General features: G+C 61.6%; 15 protein-coding genes and 1 pseudogene. 10 read left to right on the top strand and 6 right to left on the bottom strand.

From position 1 onward, the window contains the following. The first annotated feature begins 702 nt into the window (after nucleotides 1-702). The gene (locus tag NKH49_RS18725) at nucleotides 703-1,095 is read left to right on the top strand and encodes a hypothetical protein (protein ID WP_353016357.1); all 393 of its coding nucleotides are present in this window, start codon (nucleotides 703-705) and stop codon (nucleotides 1,093-1,095) included. 708 nt (nucleotides 1,096-1,803) lie between these two features. Next, entirely contained in the window at nucleotides 1,804-2,013 is a 210-nt protein-coding gene (locus tag NKH49_RS18720) for a hypothetical protein (protein ID WP_352927249.1), read from the top strand. Between the two features lie 45 nt (nucleotides 2,014-2,058). On the opposite strand, the pseudogene NKH49_RS18715 reads toward NKH49_RS18720, so the two are convergent. Further along, nucleotides 2,059-2,184 (bottom strand): annotated as a pseudogene (locus NKH49_RS18715) (major capsid family protein); the annotation flags it as partial. 417 nt (nucleotides 2,185-2,601) lie between these two features. On the opposite strand from NKH49_RS18715, the gene NKH49_RS18710 reads away from it, so the two are divergent. From NKH49_RS18710 to NKH49_RS18675, 8 genes are all read left to right on the top strand, one after another. Further along, entirely contained in the window at nucleotides 2,602-3,513 is a 912-nt protein-coding gene (locus tag NKH49_RS18710; RefSeq protein WP_352779654.1) for a carbohydrate ABC transporter permease, read from the top strand. After that, the gene (locus NKH49_RS18705) at nucleotides 3,513-4,412 is read left to right on the top strand and encodes a carbohydrate ABC transporter permease (protein WP_352771234.1); all 900 of its coding nucleotides are present in this window, start codon (nucleotides 3,513-3,515) and stop codon (nucleotides 4,410-4,412) included. The genes NKH49_RS18710 and NKH49_RS18705 overlap by 1 nt, the downstream gene beginning before the upstream one ends. 47 nt (nucleotides 4,413-4,459) lie before the next feature. Continuing rightward, the gene (locus NKH49_RS18700) at nucleotides 4,460-5,989 is read left to right on the top strand and encodes an ABC transporter substrate-binding protein (RefSeq protein WP_352927245.1); all 1,530 of its coding nucleotides are present in this window, start codon (nucleotides 4,460-4,462) and stop codon (nucleotides 5,987-5,989) included. Between the two features lie 65 nt (nucleotides 5,990-6,054). Then, on the top strand, nucleotides 6,055-7,584 hold the full coding sequence (locus NKH49_RS18695) for a xylulokinase (protein ID WP_352927242.1): 1,530 nt from the start codon (nucleotides 6,055-6,057) through the stop codon (nucleotides 7,582-7,584). Further along, nucleotides 7,577-8,902 (top strand): iron-containing alcohol dehydrogenase, encoded by a 1,326-nt coding sequence (locus tag NKH49_RS18690; RefSeq protein WP_352927239.1) that lies wholly within the window; start codon nucleotides 7,577-7,579, stop codon nucleotides 8,900-8,902. The genes NKH49_RS18695 and NKH49_RS18690 overlap by 8 nt, the downstream gene beginning before the upstream one ends. 77 nt (nucleotides 8,903-8,979) lie before the next feature. Continuing rightward, on the top strand, nucleotides 8,980-10,062 hold the full coding sequence (locus NKH49_RS18685; RefSeq protein WP_352541850.1) for an ABC transporter ATP-binding protein: 1,083 nt from the start codon (nucleotides 8,980-8,982) through the stop codon (nucleotides 10,060-10,062). Continuing rightward, nucleotides 10,063-11,118 carry a hypothetical protein gene (locus NKH49_RS18680; protein ID WP_352927236.1) on the top strand — a complete coding sequence of 352 codons (1,056 nt, stop codon included), beginning with the start codon at nucleotides 10,063-10,065 and terminating at the stop codon, nucleotides 11,116-11,118. Between the two features lie 97 nt (nucleotides 11,119-11,215). Continuing rightward, nucleotides 11,216-12,214, top strand: coding sequence for a sugar-binding transcriptional regulator (locus NKH49_RS18675; RefSeq protein ID WP_352927233.1), 999 nt, complete (start codon nucleotides 11,216-11,218; stop codon nucleotides 12,212-12,214). 52 nt (nucleotides 12,215-12,266) lie between these two features. Here NKH49_RS18675 and NKH49_RS18670 read toward each other — a convergent pair whose 3' ends face one another. The 5 genes from NKH49_RS18670 to NKH49_RS18650 form a co-directional block, all read right to left on the bottom strand. Then, nucleotides 12,267-12,998: an ATP-binding cassette domain-containing protein gene (locus tag NKH49_RS18670; RefSeq protein ID WP_254819755.1), complete on the bottom strand. Its 732-nt coding sequence runs from the start codon at nucleotides 12,996-12,998 to the stop codon at nucleotides 12,267-12,269. A gap of 2 nt (nucleotides 12,999-13,000) precedes the next feature. After that, a complete protein-coding gene (locus tag NKH49_RS18665) occupies nucleotides 13,001-13,981 on the bottom strand; it encodes an ABC transporter permease (protein ID WP_352873695.1) in 981 nt (326 codons plus the stop codon). Nucleotides 13,982-14,175: 194 nt separating this feature from the next. After that, a complete protein-coding gene (locus tag NKH49_RS18660) occupies nucleotides 14,176-15,159 on the bottom strand; it encodes a sugar ABC transporter substrate-binding protein (protein WP_502895713.1) in 984 nt (327 codons plus the stop codon). Nucleotides 15,160-15,198: 39 nt separating this feature from the next. Continuing rightward, on the bottom strand, nucleotides 15,199-16,404 hold the full coding sequence (locus NKH49_RS18655) for a mandelate racemase/muconate lactonizing enzyme family protein (protein ID WP_352503248.1): 1,206 nt from the start codon (nucleotides 16,402-16,404) through the stop codon (nucleotides 15,199-15,201). 14 nt (nucleotides 16,405-16,418) lie between these two features. After that, nucleotides 16,419-17,138, bottom strand: a complete 720-nt coding sequence (locus NKH49_RS18650) for a FadR/GntR family transcriptional regulator (RefSeq protein ID WP_352474355.1) — start codon at nucleotides 17,136-17,138, stop codon at nucleotides 16,419-16,421. Nucleotides 17,139-17,176 lie beyond the last annotated feature (38 nt).

Here is a 17,176-nt window from a genome sequence, read left to right as displayed (position 1 = left end):
GAATCGGTGATCGCAACGTCACCACCGTGCCATGGCCGCTCGCCCCTCAGAGCAAGCCCCGTTCTCTCTCCAAAACTTTTTGCAGAACCTTCAGCACACTATCTAGCGACCCTGGCGGATGCGGCCCGGAACGCGGCAAAGGTCTCCGGCGGAACGCTCTCAAACTCGGTATGCCTTGGCACTGGCTACAAACCAGACCGAGAGGATTCTTCTTTCCGGATCAGACCCCGTTTTGCGTATGGAGGTGGAGGGCATGACGGCAACTCGGGTCGAGACGGTCAACGAGTGGAGAGGCAGTCGCGTTCTTTGTGTCCGTCCCTCAGCAATCGGCGCAAACGCCGAACATGGAGCTGGCGCTCCTGCGAGGAAGCGGAAAGAGATCGGAGGGTTGTCTGCGGATGCTGCAGCCGCCCACGCGCCCGCTCAAGGCTTAGTTTCTTCCTGGGGAGGAGCTTTTGGGTCAGGACAATCAGGGACGACGGAGTGCTACGCTTCGTTGTGGCAGAACGACCGCTTGATCGCAGCCACCTGGAACAGCGTCGAAATCGCAATCATCACCAATATCATCTGTCTCGTGCTTGGTTCGGTCTCACCTTGATCTCGCCGCGCACGCCGCGGCGCGTTGGAGGATGTCATTGGGATTCCTGTGTGAAAAGATGCGGGTAGGATTGCCGATTGGGCCTGTGCGCCCATAGTCACGGCATGAAGGCGGAGTATGTTGAACTGGTTTTGCTGGAGCAATCACTTGCCAATACAGGCGGTATGAATCGGGCGTTTTCCGACCGAGTGGATGACATCGCGGAGAAAACTGGCGGATCCGTCTTGTTCGACGTTCGCGTGGACGGCGATTCTCGCATTCAGAGGATGGCGGCGATTGGGTACGGCGCAAACGACACCGTGGTAGCAATCATGATGGATAAAAACGGACAACTTAGATCCGCGCCGGTGGACGCAGACAACGACTTTCTGGTGGCCGAACTAACCGTGTGGAGTTCGCTGCCGATGGCCGAGCAGGCCTCTGCCAACTACCACGGCGCGGCAGAGAGCTTGCTTGCGAAGCTTCGCAAATCGGGCCGTTTCGACCGGTCTACCTGATCTTTCTCAAAGTCGGATGGCGGTGGCGTGATGGCGAGACACACGGTAGCGCGTCGTGTGGGTCATGTCCCACGAGTCTGAATGTCCCACGAGTCTGAATGTCCCACGAGTCTGAACCAAAAAGAATGTTTGATATTCAAGCTCTTTACCGCGTCGGTGGCCCGCAAGGGCGAATTGGGACCTACAAGTTCAGCAATGATGGGCAAATTGTCCGCGTCGGTCTGAACTACCATTTTCTAATCACTCTCAGAAATATCAGACCGGCTTTTCTTCTTTAGGGCCGATCTGAACGCTGCCTTCGGTACCGTCGATGGCGGGCTTGATTGTGGCACGGTAGTTGCCGCCCACAAGGATTTTGACGGTGACTGTCCTGGCCGTTCCTTTCGAGTTGCTATTTGGGAGATTGCCCGGAACCGCCGGGCGCGGGTTGCTAAGGCGCTTCCGGGGTCAGCGGCGTCAGCGTTGCCGGCGCCGGAACGATGTCGAAATAGACGGTCGGCGCGGTCACCTCGATCGGGAAGGCCAGCTTCTGCACGCAGGTGTAGGTGAAGCGCGCCTCTTAATGCGCCCGGCCGAGCGCGGTCGCCAGCGGGATGGTGATGGAGCGCTGATAGGTCTCGCGGCCCTCCGGCGGATAGCAATCGATCAGCGGCCGCGCAACTTCGCGTCAACGAGTTCCTTAAGCTTGTCGGTCGGGACGTTCTTGGCATGGTCGATGCCGAGCTGATTCGCCTGCTTGGTGAGGTCCTCGCGTTCCGTGTCGGTGCCCTTGCCTGGAGGAATTCGTCGGATTGGGACGAATTCTTACCGGCAAAGGGGAACCAGCCGGTTGCCTTGGCAACTTTCACTTCGGCTGCGCTCACGTCGACATCGGCGGTCTGGCCGGATCGAGGAAAACCGGACCGCTGGTGGTGTTGATACCGCGCGGGCCTGCCTGGTTGTTGGTGTTTCATCATCGCCTCCTTAGATGCCGTCGAGATAGCGGATCGACTTCGGCCGGCGGATATCGACCACGCCGAGACGGAAGATGCCGGGCACGTCGAACTTGATCGGGTCTGCCATGCGGGCCAGGAACCAGAAGGGCGTCGGTGAGTTGTCCGCGGACAACTAAGCTCGAAACGGCATCAGGGTTAAGCATTTGTAAATTCGTAAGGAAAAGGGTCTTATTGTAACTGCGCAGTTTATCGCATCTTAGCGCTAATTGCGCAGTTCGAGGGCCAAGGATGTTGCAGCCAAAATTGGCGGCGGCCCTGAGCGCGTTTGAGGCTGGTGCACGGCATTTGCCGGCGGCGTTTCCTCGAAAACGACTCCATACTCGGCGATCACGGCATCCTCTGGGACCACGAGCAAATCCCTTGAGCGCTGACGGAACCGACTTGACAATTCGGCGGCCGTCCGACACGTTCTTAACAAAAGGCACAACAAACTTACAAAAGTTCAAGTTGGCACAATCTGGCCGATAGGGAGAAGGCCGATGCGTCTGTGTGACCGAGCGGAGATTTGCGCGTGAGCACGGTGACCGTGACCCGCGAAGCGCCCAGATGGGCCCTTCCCCGGTTCATGACGGCCGAGCATCCTTTCCCCTGGCTCGCGCCGATCACGGTGATGCTTCTCGTTTTCGGCATCTATCCCCTCGCCTATTCAGTCTGGCTGTCGTTACACAAACGCAATGTCGTCTCCCGGCAGCTCGACTTCGCCGGGCTCCACCAATGGACGCGCGCCTTCTCGGATGCGCGTATGTGGCATTCGCTGGAAACCACGCTGATCTACACCTTCGTCGCGCTTGCGGTTCAGCTTGCGCTCGGCATCCTCATCGCGCTTCTGCTTGACACCGATCGCAAGGGTTACGGGGTGCTGCGGGCGCTGATGACACTGCCGCTGGTGGTGCCGCCGGCGGTGACCGGAATGATGTTCCTGCTGATGCAGGACGGCTCTTTCGGCGTCCTGTCGTTCTACCTGTATGCCCTCGACCTGATCTCGCCGGCACAGCCGATCCTGACGCAGCCCGGAACCGCATTGGCGGCGATCCTGCTGGCAGACATATGGCAGTGGACGCCGTTCATGGTGCTCATCATCCTGGCAGGGCTCAGGGCGCTGCCGAAGGAACCTTTCGAGGCAGCCGCGATCGACGGTGCCAACGGCTTCCAGACGTTCTTGCGGCTCACATTGCCGATGCTGCGCAAGGTGATAGCGGTCGCGGTGCTGATCCGCGGCGTCGATCTCTTTCGCATCTACGACTACGTCTACATCATCACCGCCGGCGGGCCAGGCACGGCCACCGAGACGCTTTCGTTCTACGCTGGCCGTATCTACTTCACCGGAGACTTCCCCTATGCCGCAACCCTGTCGCTGATCGTGCTCGTCGTCTTGATCGTCGTGTCGAACCTCTTCGTCAGGCTGTTCAAGGTGAGGTTCTGATGGAGTCGTCGCGCGCCCAAACGATCGCCCGCGACGTGCTCGCCGTCCTGGTGGTGGCGATCTTCATGTTCCCCATCGCGTGGTGGGCGCTGTCGTCTGTCAAACCCTATTCGGCGATCTTCGACCGCAGCGGACCGGTCTACACCGGTTTCACGCCGACGCCGGACAATTACCGCGTGACGTTGCTTGGCGTCTCACGCGTCGACATCGGCATGGAACAGGGCGGCGAGGCGGCCGGGGTCATCAAGGGGGGCGCGAGTTCCTACGATTCCCGCCAGTCGTTGCTCGACAGCGCCATCATAGCCGTCGGATCGACGGCGCTGACGCTGCTGCTGGCCACCCTGGCCGCCTATTGCCTGTCGCGAATGCAGTTCAGCGGCCAGCAGTCCTTCCTGTTCTGGATTCTCTCGCAGCGCTTCATGCCGCCAATCGCGATCGTCATTCCGATCGTTTTCATGTTCCGCGATCTCGGCTTGCGCGATACCTATACGGGCCTCGTCCTCGTTCACAGTTTGATCAACCTGCCGCTGGCGGTTCTGCTTTTGAAGTCGTTCTTCGACGATGTTCCGCGCGAGGTTGATGAGGCGGCGCTTATTGACGGCGCGACGCGCTGGCAGACGTTCCGACGCGTGGTCCTTCCCATGGTCAAGGGCGGCATCGCTGCGACGGCGGTGCTGTGTTTCATCTTTTCGTGGACCGAGTTCCTGCTCTCACTGTTCCTGACAACGTCGATCCGCACTGTGCCGGTGAAGATCTCGACCTTTGTCACCTCGACCGCGACCGAGTGGGGCTACATCACAGCGCTCGGCACGTCCGCGATCATACCCAGCTTCATCTTTATCCTGCTGGTTCAACGGCATCTGGTCCGCGGCCTCACCCTCGGATCGCTGAAGGAGTGAGGCACAGACGAGAAGAACGACGACAAAAACGCAATGGAGGAACCATCATGAGCTTCAGTGAACACGACAAGAAGACATTCGTCGCCGATACCTGCAATGACTTTACGGCGCGCCGGATAACCAAACGCGACTTCATGAGGAAGATGGCGCTCGCTGGTGTCGGCTTTTCCGCCTTCGGATCGGCCATGCTGGGTGGTGGCCGCACCAATCGGGGGATGCTGGGCCTCGGGGTTGAAGAAGCCCGTGCCCAGGACGCCGATATGCTGAAGTGGCTGGCCGACGTCGGCAAACCATATGCCGGCACCAAAATCCGCTACACTTCGGAAGCGACGCCGCCAACGATTGTTGCCAACCAGCTTGTCGCGGGTGAATTCACCAAGGCAACCGGCATTGAGGTGGAAGTCGAGATCGTGCCGCTGGAGCAGGTTCTCGCCAAGGCGACGCAAGACGTACAGGGCCAGCTTGGCACCTACGACGTCTACTATCTCGACCAGTCCTGGATGGCGACATTTGCCCAGGATGTCGTCGATCCGCGCGAGTATTACGACCAGAACAAAGAACTGGCGATGCCCAACTTCGACTGGGACGATTTCTCCAAGCCGCTGGTCGACGGCATCGCCATGTACAACGGCAAACAGTGCGGAATTCCATTCGATATTCCGATCTTCATCCTGATGTACCGCAAGGATCTTTTCGACAAACACAACATTGCCCTGCCGACAGACCTCGACGCCTACCTCAAGGCCGTCCAGGCGCTTACAGAGGCAGAAAAGAGCAACGGCATCTTCGGCACCGCGTGCCAGGCGAAGTCCGGCCACTATTCGCTGGAATGCGACTGGACCTTCGCATTGTGGGGCCATGGCGGTTCTGTCTTCAACAAGGACAAGAAGTTTGTCGGCAATGACGAGCGCGGCGTGGCCGGGCTCAAATTCTATCAGGAGCTGGTCAAGAACTCGCCGCCGTCCGCGACGACTTGGACCTGGGACGGCCAAGGACAGGCCCTGACACAGGGACAAGCCGCCATGGCAATCACCTGGGGCGAGGATTTCCCCGGCTTCGATGCCAAGGATTCCAAGGTCAAAGGCCTGTTCGAGGCCCTGCCCGCGCCCAAGGAAGTTCCTGGTCGTCGCGCCGCTGCCGATTGCGGCTTCAACGAAATCCCGGCCGTCGGCCACCAGGGCGGCTCGACGATCTCGCTGTCGCAATATTCCAAGAACAAGGAAGCGGCATGGCTGTTCATGCAGTGGGTCTGCTCGAAGGATGTCATGGCGCGGGTATCGACGCTCGGCGGCGGCGCCTCGCCGATGCGCAATTCCTCTTTTACAGATCCTAGGGTCAAGGCGAAGGCTGTTGTCGGCCCCGGAACGACACGCCATTTCGACGCGATCAAATACACGATCGACAATCAGATGGGATCTGAGCCGGACATGCCGATCTGGGCGGATCTGTCGAACAACGACATTCCGGTTGAGCTCGGCAAGTTGCTTACGGGCCAAGACTATGGCGGCGATGCCAAGGCGTGCCTCGATGCCATTGCCGGCATTGTCGACGGCAAAGTCAAGGACGCCGGTCTTTAGCGGCTGGTCGGTGATTTGGGCGAAGGCGGCTTCGGCCGCCCTCGCCGTTTGGCAACGTGGCGGCAATGGTTCCTGATCTCGTCATCGGCATTGATTCCTCGACCTCGGCAACCAAGGCGATCGCCTGGGACCGCAATGGTCTGGCCGTGGCCGAAGGTCGTGCACCGCTTGCAATGTCCAACCCGCGTTCGGGCTATTTCGAGCAGGATCCGGCCGAGTGGTGGACCTCGACGGTCGCAGCGCTGCGCGCCGTGACGTCAACGGTTTCGCCGGCACGCATTGCCGCCCTCGCGATTGCCAACCAGCGCGAGAGCTTCGGACTTTTCGACGAGCAAGGCGAAGCGGTCGGGCCGGCGACGCTCTGGCTCGATGAGCGCGCCCGTGGCAAAGCACGCCGCTTCGGCGAGAGTTTCGGCGCGGCACGCGTCCACGCAATATCCGGCAAGCCGCTGGACGTCATTCCTTGCCTTTACCGCATGATCTGGTTCCGCGAGCAAGAGCCCGAGATTTTTGCCCGCGTGGAGCGGATGGCCGAAGTCCACGGCTATCTGGTCTTTCGCTTGAGCGGCCGGTGGGTGACGTCCACCGCATCCGCCGACCCGATGGGCATACTCGATATGCGGGCTATGGACTGGTCGAACGATATACTGGAGGCAGCGGGCGTCGCCCGGCGCATGATGCCGGATCTGGCGCGGCCCGGCACCGTTCTGGGCCAACTGACGTCGCAAGCGGCCATTTCGACGGGCCTGCGCGAGGGCACGCCGATCGTCGCCGGCGGCGGCGACGGTCAATGCGCCGGCACGGGCGCTGGTGTGTTGCAGCCGCGATGCGCTTACATCAACCTCGGCACGGCGGTCGTCTCCGGCAGCTTCGGCACGGACTACGTCCACGACCAGGCCTTCCGCACCGAAACGGCGGTCGCCGATAATGGCTACATCTACGAGACGTGCCTTCGCGCCGGCACTTTTCTTGTCGACTGGATGGCGCGCGAAATGCTTGGGGTCGATCTGCATGGCGCAAGCGATGCGCTGGAGGCGCTCGAGGCCGAAGCCGCTGCCAGCCCGATCGGCGCAGGCGGCATAATGCTCCTGCCCTACTGGCAGGGCGTCATGGACCCGCACTGGGATAGTGCGGCCCGTGGTGTGATTGCCGGGCTTTCGGGCTCGAGCCGCCGCGGCGACATCTATCGCGCCGTGCTCGAAGGCATAGCGCTGCATCAGGCCGCGACAAGTCAGCGGGCGGCTGCGGCTGCCGCCCAGACCATCGACCAGTTCATAGCCATCGGCGGAGGAGCGAAGTCCGACCTGTGGATGCAGATTCTGGCGGATGCACTCGATCGTCCAATAAAGCGTTCGACGACCGTCGAAGCCTCCTCGCTAGGCGCGGCGATGGCGGCGGCAAAGGGGGTGGGCTGGTTTTCCACGATCGCCGAAGCGTCGCTCGCAATGGCCAGCGAGCCGGCCAAAACCTTCGAACCGGACACGAAACGGGCCGCGCTCTACGCCGAACTTCTTGCGATCCATGCTGATCTTTGGCCAACGCTTGCAGCCTGGAACCAACGCCTCGCGGCCTTCATGGAGGCCGATCATGGCTGAAGCGACCAACTGGAGCGCGTTGATCGAGGACGTTGTCGCTGGACGCTGGACAGATCCCAAGACAGGCGCGGCCGCGGTCCTGCCGTTCCAGACCATCGAATTGCTGGAGACGACGGAAGGCCGCGAGGCGGATCTCGTTGCGCCGCTGAAGCTAGGCAGCCGCATCGCCGTGGTCTCCGATATCAACACCGTCGATGTGATGGGCAGGCGCGTCGCGAAGGCGCTGCGTGCCATCGCCGACATCGACGAAATCGTGCTGCCTGACGGCCTCGACTGTGATGAGGCGACGATCCAGATGGTCAGGGAGAAGACACGTCACGCCGAAGGGGTCGTGGCGGTCGGGTCGGGCGTCCTCAATGACAGCTGCAAGCATGCAACCTTCCTCGACGAGCGACCCTATGCCGTCTTCGGCACGGCCGCCTCGATGAATGGCTACGGCGCCTCGACAGCGTCGGTGACCTTGGCCTCCGGGCTCAAGATCTCGCTGTCTTCACACGCGCCCCGGGGCATCTTCCTGGACCTTGGCGTGTCGGCCGCAGCGCCCGCCTGGCTCAGCGCCGCCGGGCTTGGCGACAGCCTCTGCCGCTCCACGGCCCAGATCGACTGGTGGGCTTCGCATCGGCTGTTCGACACTTACTATTCCGAGGTGCCCTACCTGCTGCAGGCGGGCGATGAGGAGCCGATGCTGGCCCATGCGCCTGGCCTTGCCAGGCATGACGTCACCGCTGTCGGGCATCTCCAGCGCGTCTTGACGCTGTGCTCGATGGGCGTGTGCTTTGCCGGCGTTTCCCATCCCGGGTCCATGGGAGAGCACCAGATTTCCCATTGGGTCGACATGTTCGCGGGAGAGCGTCATCCCGGCACCACGCACGGCCAGCAGGTCGGGGTTGCCTCGCTGGTCATGGCGCGTCTGCAAGCGCGGCTGCTGGACATGAAAGAGCCGCCGCAGGTGAAGCCGACCGCCATCGACGAAGCGGCGATGCTGGCCCGCTATGGCGCGCAGCTTGGACCACTTTGCATTGCCGAGATGAAGAAGACGGCACTCGACGCCAGCCAGTCGGAAATCTTCAACCGCAGGCTTGCGGAAATCTGGCCGGCGCTGCGCCAGGAGGTTCGGCCCATGGCAATGCCGGTCGCCCGCATGGAGGCAGCACTCAAGGCTGCGGGAGGGCCGGTCACCGGCGCGGAACTAGAGCTGCCGCGCGCGCTTTGGCACGACGCCATTCGCTATTCGCGAGAAATCCGCGGCCGATGGTCCTTTGTCAACCTGGCCGCCGATGCGGGACTCTTGGAAGAGTTTCTGGAGAGCGAATGGTGAGAGCGCATCCGATCGCCAATCGCTCGCATGGCGAAAATGAGATCCAACCGGCAAGGGCAATCGAAGGGTAGCAATTTATGGCGTCTGTCACCATCAGCAACATAAAGAAGGACTATGGCGCCCTCTCGATTATCGACGGACTCGATCTCTCGATCGAGGATGGCCAGTTCGTCGTTCTGCTGGGGCCGTCCGGCTGCGGCAAGTCCACTCTGTTGCGCATGATAGCCGGTCTCGAGCCCATCACGTCCGGTGAGATCGCCATAGGTGACAGGGTCGTCAACATGCTCCATCCCAAAGACCGCAATATCGCGATGGTCTTTCAGAATTACGCGCTTTACGCGCACATGACCGTCTTCGACAACATGGCCTTTTCCATGCAGTTGAAGAAGCGCCCCAACGAAGAAATCAAACAGAAGGTCGGGTGGGCGGCATCGATCCTCAACCTGACACCCTATCTGGAACGGTATCCCCGCCAGCTTTCGGGCGGCCAGCGGCAGCGCGTCGCCATGGGTCGCGCCATCGTGCGGGACCCAACTGTGTTCCTGTTCGACGAACCGCTGTCCAATCTCGATGCCAAGCTGCGGGTGCAGATGCGCACCGAAATCAAGGAGCTCCACCAGCGGCTGAAGACCACCACCGTCTATGTCACGCATGACCAGATCGAGGCCATGACCATGGCCGATGTCATCGTCATTATGCGCGACGGCCATATCGAGCAGATCGGGCGCCCGCTCGATGTCTACGATCGCCCGGCAAACCTCTTCGTCGCCTCCTTCATCGGCTCGCCCGCAATGAACATGTTCCATGGCGAGGTGGCTTCCGAGCGCGACGCCTGGGTGGTGCGGACCGACGAGCTATCCCTCCCGCTCCCGCCAGGGGCTGCGGTCCGGCCCGGCCAAAAGGTGATCTACGGCATTCGCCCCGAACATCTTCGACCAGTGGCCGACGGGCGCGGCATTCCAGCGAGGATTACGGTTGTCGAGCCGACTGGCCCCGAAATCCACATCTTTGCCAGCATGGGCAACACCGCGATCTGCTCGGTGCTGCATGACCGCATGGAGGTCTCTCCTGGAGCTGTGATCCATGTGGAGCCGGCGCCTGAGCGAATCCACCTGTTCGACGAAGGCAGCGGCGAGCGGCTGGACAAGGGAAGAAGCTGAATGGCGCGGATCGTTATCCTCGGCGCCGGCGTCATGGGCTCTGCCATGACGCTTCCGGCCGCTCACGCTGGTAACCGCATCACTCTTGTCGGGACCCATCTCGATGAGGAGATCGTCGGCTCCGTGGCCAGCACAAGTCATCACCCACGCCTCAACATCAATCTGCCTGATGTGGTAACCGCCTGTTCCTGGACCGAATTCGGGGCGGCGATGAACGATGGACCCGATCTGCTTGTACTCGGCGTCTCGTCGGCCGGCATTCCTTGGGCGATCGACCGCATTGCAGAAAGCATCAAGTCGCCCGTGCCGATACTGATGATTACGAAAGGGCTTGCGGCAAGCGACGAAGGCGCGGAAATCCTGCCACATCTGCTTGCCCGCGAGATCGAGCAACGCACTGGCTTGTCGGTCCCGGTGATGGCCGTCGGCGGACCGTGCATTGCCGGCGAACTGGCGGCGCAGCGCGACACCTCAGTGATCGTGGCCGGGCATGATCCCGACCAGGTGGCCGCGGCGTCCCGCATTCTGCGCGCGCCTTTCTATCATGCGCGATCGTCATCCGATCTCGTCGGCGTCGAGATCTGCGCCGCTTTCAAGAATTTCTACACACTCGCCGTTGGAGCTCCCGTCGGGCTGCTCGAGCGCGACGGCAAGGCGCCCAATGGCGCACTGATGCACAATCTTGCCTCGTCGCTATTCTCGCAGTCCCTCGCCGAGATGGCGATTCTGGTCGAAGCCCTGGGTGGAAAGGTCGAAACAGTGCTGGGGCTGGCCGGCTCCGGCGATCTTTACGTGACCTGCCAGGCGGGCCGTAACGGTCGCATGGGGCGCCTGCTCGGCCGCGGCCTGCCCTATTCCGTGGCGAAGCGCGAACATATGAGTTCAGACACGGTCGAGGGCGCGCAACTGGCGCTGGACCTTGGTCCGACTTTGAAGAATATGATGGCCCGGGGTGTACTTCCCCACGATCGCCTGCCGCTGACGAGCGCCATCATCGACGCAATTTGCCATGATGCTCCGCTGGTTTTGTCCTTCGACCGCTATCATCGAGGCTAGCGGAGCCGGGAAACTCGATTGATGCCTCATATCGATGAGCACATGGCTCCGCCGAGCCGCTCTGGACCCGCTGCCGCGGAGTGGACAGGATGATCTGATGGAGAAACCAGCGCGAAAGAAACGCGACGGCCGCCAAGCCGTAACGAGTTCCGTCACGGCCGATCGCGAGGAAGGGCTGCTCGTGCGCGCCGCCTGGCTTGCTTATGTCGGTGACCTGACGCAGGCGCAAATCGCCAAGTCTCTTGGCCTGACCCGCCTTCGCGTCAACCGGATGCTGGCGCATGCCCGTCAGCGCGGGATCGTTCAGATTCGCATCAATTCCAAGGTGGCGAACTGCATCGAGCTGGAGCACCGGCTGCGGGACGCCTATGGCGTTTCCGACCCAATCGTGGTTCCGACACCGCCCGATCCTACCCTGGTGCCACAGGTGATCGCAGCCGCTGCCGGTGAAGCCCTGTCGCATAGAATCCGTGACGGGATATCGGTGGGCGTGGGATGGGGACGCACGCTCCAGCTTAGTCTGCGCTCAGTGACCGTGCGCCCCGTCAAAGGCATGTCGGTCGTTTCCCTGCTTGGCGGGCTCACGCGTGGATCGGCGATCAACATCTATGAAATCGCCTCGCGGCTCGCGGCGCTCTTCGACGCGGAATGCTACTACATCGCGGCACCGGTGTTCACGGATACGGAGGCCACGCGCGATCTGCTTATGCGCCAGTCCATTCTGGAAGACGCCTTCACCCACGCCCGCGACGTTGACGCCGCTTTCGTTTCGGTGGGCGCGGTGCACAAAGACGCCACCATCTTTCGGATCGGACTGGTAGGAGACAATGATCTCAGATCGCTCCAAAAAGCCGGAGCCGTCGGCGATATCTGCGGTCACTGGATCGGCGCCGACGGACAACTCGTCGATCACCCGCTAAACAGCCGTGTCATCGGCCTCGCCCCCGAACATCTGCGCGACGTCGACACTGTGATCCTGCCCTCCGGCGGCCTCGACAAGGTTCCGGTGCTGCGCGCCGTGTTGCGTCTGGGAGTCGTCGATGTGCTGATCACCGACGAGAAAACCGCCCAGGCGATCCTTGCGGAAAAGCCGTAGCGCAGACTGACCTCTACCAGCCGAACGGCTCGCCAGTGACCGCTTCTTCGCGTCACAGAACCTCGTGGATTTCCTCGATCGAAGTCTCGCCGATCCGCTTGTCGAGAACGATCTCGCCGCGCGCCATCGCCACGACCCGGTCACAGCATTCGAAAACATGATGCATGTTGTGGCTGATGAAGACGCTGGTGATGTTCTGGGCCTTGAGGGCGCGAACGAAGCCGATCACCTTTCGCGTCTCCTTGACCGAGAGATGATTGGTCGGCTCGTCGAGGATCATGACTTTTGACTTGAAGTGCATGGCCCGGGCGATCGCCACGCCTTGGCGCTGGCCGCCCGACAGTTCGCCGACCAGCGCGTCGGGCGACCTCAGATGCAGATCGACGTCGGCGATCGCTTTGACGCTTTCGTCACGCATGCGCTTCTGGTCCAGGATGCCGATGCCGAAAACCGAGCCCTTCACCGGTTCGCGTCCGATGAAAACGTTGCGTGCGATGGTCATGGTCGGGACCATCGAATTGTACTGGTAGATCGTCTCGATACCGCGATCCATGGCGTCGCGCGGGTTCGAGAAGCGGACCGGTTCACCTTCGATCCTGATCTCGCCGCCATCGGGCTTTTGGGTGCCTGACAGGATGTTGATCAGCGTCGATTTGCCGGCGCCGTTATCGCCGACAAGGCCCAGCGCCTCGTCTGGATAAATGTCCAGAGTGACGTTCTTCAAGGCGTGGACGCCGGAATACCATTTCTGGAGCCCCTTGATCGCGATGATGGGTGCCGCCATGATCAGGTCTCCACCTTCATTGCCCTGCCCCGCTTTCGAAGCCAGGCGTTCACGACGACCGCGAAGATAGTCAGGAAGCCGATTGCCATCTTGAACCAGTTGGCGTCAACCTGGCTCAGCACCAGTCCGTTGTCGATGACGCGGATCAGGGCAGCCCCGATGATGCCGCCGAAGATAGTGCCAATGCCGCCAGTCAGCGAGGCGCCACCGATGACGGCAGCCGACACGGCTTGCAACTCCAGCCCCTCGCCGATCGAAGGCAGCGGCGCGCCAAGCCGCATCACCTGAATGGTGCCGGCAAAGCCGGCGAGCACCGAACAGATCATGAAGCAGGCGACCTTCACCCGGGCCGTCGGGATGCCCATCGATTGCGCGGCGGGCAGAAAGCCGCCGGTGGCGCGCACCCAGTTGCCGAAATTCGTGCGCGACAGAAGCACCGTCACCAGGATTGCCACGGCGAGAAACCAGAAGAACGACATGCGAAAGAGGTCGCCCGGCCCCACATAGATCGTAAACAGCCATTTCGGCAGAGCGTTGGCCGGGATGACAGGAGGGAAGCCACCGGAGATTACCACCGTCAGCGAACGCGCGATGAACAGCATGCCAAGCGTGGTGATGAAACTTGGTATCGCGAAACGAATCGTTATGAACCCGTTGAAGAAGCCAATCAGGGCGGCGATCGCGAGCCCGGCGGCAAAGGCCGGCGCGAACGGCACGCCTGCCGCCAGCATCACCGCCATGGTCATCGGGGTCAGCGCAAATACCGAGCCTACCGAAAGATCAAACTCGCCGCATATCATCAGCAGGGTCACGCCGATCGCGACCAGCCCCATTTCGGGCAGCAGCCCAAGCATTCCGCGCACGTTCTGTGCGTTCAAAAATACGCCGTTCGAGCGAATCTGAAAGACGAGGAGGAGGAGGAGCAGGAACACGACCGCCGCAAGCTCCGGCTTCTCCAGATAGATCTTCATCAAGCGCTTCATCATTCGCTCCGGCTTGGGATTGTTTGCGCTGGCTTGTCGCATCGGCAAGGGGATGGCGGCAGTCTGTCTGCTACCGCCCCTGACAAGGGAGATGCCGTTGGAGGATGGGACGGAGCCGACGCCCAAGGCCGTGCTGCCTGTCCTCCCCTTGCCCTCTCCGCGTAAAGAACGAGGAGAGGACGCCGGCTTCGCGCCTACCGCACGCCTTGTGCGGCCAGTTCCTTAAGCTTTGGCACGTCTTCCTTGACGATGATGCCCTTGCCGGTGTCGATGTCTGCCGGCAGCAGACCGACGTTCTTGGCGAGATAGGCTTCCATCACCGGCATGAAGCCCTGCATGTAGGGCTGCTGGTCGACCTGGACCTGGATGTAACCCGCTTCCATCTGTTGCAGGACTTCCGAGACGATGTCGAAGCCGCCCATCAGCACCTTGCCCGGCTCGATGCCGCGATCGATCAGGACCTGGGCCACGTAGGCATGCCAAAGGCCGGTGTCGAAATACACCGTGGTGTCCGGGTGGGCAGACAGATAGGCGCCAACACGATCGGCGACGACGGCGCCATCTGTGCCGGTGTCGAGCCGTTCAATGACCACTTCGCGTCCGGCATTCGCGGCCTTGTATTCCTCAAGGAACTTCATGACGCCGGCAGCGCGCTGTTCCGACCAGTTCTGACCGGGCGCGGAGACGCCGACGAGCGCCCTGATCTTGCCTTCCTTGGGGAAGAACTCGGACATCTTCTTGCCGAGTTCGTAGCCGGCGGGAATGAAGCCCTGGCCGATGAAAGCCTGGCGGGCATTGCCGGCTGCACCCTCGGTGTCGTCGACGTTGGACGCGATGACCGTGACGCCGGCAGCGCGGGCGTCGGCGATGATCTGGTCGAAGGCATTGTTGTCGACGATCGAGGTGATCAGCGCGTCCGGTTTTGCCGCGAGCGCCGCCTGCATGTTGGCCGATTGTTGCTCGATCGAGCCTTCGGTCTGCGTGAAGACCATCTGGCAATTGGCCTGGATCTTGGCGCAGGCGTCGTCAAAGCCCTTCTTCACCGCCTGCCAGAACGGGTTCGACGCCGACGAATGATGCGTGAAGACGATGTTCATCGGCTCCTGTGCGCGTGAGCCGATTGCCGAGCCACCAGCCAGTACTGCTGCCAAGGCTGCCGAGATAAGTAGCTTCTTCATGGTTCTCCTCCTCCGTAGAAAGCTGCTTCAGGTTCATTTTCAGAGAGTAGATGCGTCGCTCACCCGTCGAAGCGCCGTGAAGGCGCGATCGATCTCCGGGTTCAGTTCCATGCCGAGGCCCGGTCCGGGGGGCACGGTGATCATGCCGTTCTTCACCTGCGGCAAAGCGGTCACAAGGTCGCGGTACCAGGTCTTGTAAAAGGCCCTGACACTCTCCTGGACAAGCGCGTTCGGCGCATTCAGCGACAGGTGGGTCGATGCGCCGAGCACCACTGGACCGGTGCAGTCGTGTGGCGCGACCGGCAGGTGCCATGCTTCAGCCATGGCAGCGATCTTGCGCGCCTCCGAGAGCCCGCCGCACCAGCTGATATCAAGCATGATGACACCGGCCGCTCCGGTTTCGAGAAGGTCGCGGAAGGCCCACCGGGAACCGAGCGTTTCCGAAGCCGATATCGGCGCCAGCGAAGCCTCGGCATAGCGTTTCAGGCTGGACAGGCTGTCCATCCTGATTGGATCTTCGTGCCAGAAGGTCTTGTGGGGGGCAAGCTCGCGAGCGATCTGCATGGCCGGCAGCAGCTGCCACATTGAATGGAATTCAACCATGATGTCCATCTTGTCGCCGACCGCATTGCGGATTTTCTCGAACGGCGCCAGCGCGGAATTCAAGTCGGGTTGCGATATATACTGGCCGCGCGTTTTCTCGGCGGCCATGTCGAAGGGCCAGATCTTCATGGCCGTGATACCTTCCTCCAACAACGAATGCGCCAGTTCGTCGGCGCGGTGAAGGAAGCCGTTCAGATCATCATAGGCGTCGCCGGGCTTGTCGAGCCCGTAGTTGGCAGTCGTCTGCCCGGTGGCCTTCTTGATGTATTCGGTTCCGGCACAGGTGTTGTAGGTCCTGATCTCGTGCCTGGTGAACCCGCCGAGGAGTTGTGCGATCGGCTGACCCGTCGCCTTTCCGAACAGATCCCAAAGCGCGATATCGAAAGCGGAATTGCCCCTGACTTCCGCGCCCGTCGATCGGAAACCGAGATAGCCGACGAGGTCGGCGGCAAGCAGGTCGATCTGCAAGGGGTCGCGCCCGATCACGCACGGCGCGACATATTCGTGCAGATAGGTCTCGACGGTTTCAGCCATGAAAAAGGTCTCGCCGAGTCCGACGAGGCCTTCGTCCGTGTGAACCAGGACCCACAGAAGGTTCGGCCGCTCCTTCAGCCGCAGCGTTTCCAGTTTCGTGATCTTCATTGCGCCCCTGCTCCTCAGGCGATGCCGGCCGCCAGCAGGGCCTTGACGCTCTCGTCAAAATGCCTCGCCATCAGGTCACGCGCCGACTGGGGATCACCGGTCTCGATTGCTTCGGCGAGGTCGATATGGATCTGGATCATCGCCAACTGCTCGGCATCCGAAGGGCGGGTCCGCCAGCCGATCGGCCAGGTCTGGCGCGATACGCGCTCGAACGCGCCGACGATGAGGCTGAAAACCGGATTCTTCGCAGCCTTGGCGATTTCGAGGTGAAAGGCGAGATCGTGCTCCATGACCTGTTCCGGCCGCTGGAAATTCTCGCGCATGGCGAGCGCGTGCGTCCTGATCCTTTCCACTTCGTCGGCGGTTCTGCGCAAGGCCGCCAGCATGGCAGTGCGGGTCTCAATCGTGCGGCGCACGTCGTAGATTTGCTGCACCGTGATCTGCTCGGTGTGGACGCCATGCTCGATCACCAGTGACATGGCGCCATAATCCAGCTCGGCGACGGTAGCCCGTCTGCCCGCCCTCAGGTCGATAAGCCGCATGGCGGCGAGCGAGCTGAAGGCCTCGCGAACCACGGTACGCGAGACGCTCAATTGTCTCGAAAGCGCGGCCTCGCTGGGCAGCCGGTCGCCGGGCCCGAGCTCATGCGCGCGGATATGGCGCGTGATCTCGCCGATCGTATTGCTGACCAGGCTCGCTGCGTCGGAATGTTTTGCGGATACGGCCGTGCTCACGCAATCTCCAGTTCAGGAGTGGGCAAACCTGTATGGCA

This window comes from Mesorhizobium sp. M1088 (genome assembly GCF_040318575.1).
Lineage (GTDB): Bacteria > Pseudomonadota > Alphaproteobacteria > Rhizobiales > Rhizobiaceae > Mesorhizobium.
The sequence above is the reverse complement of the archived record's forward strand: the minus strand, read 5'-3'. Positions and strand labels throughout refer to the sequence as shown.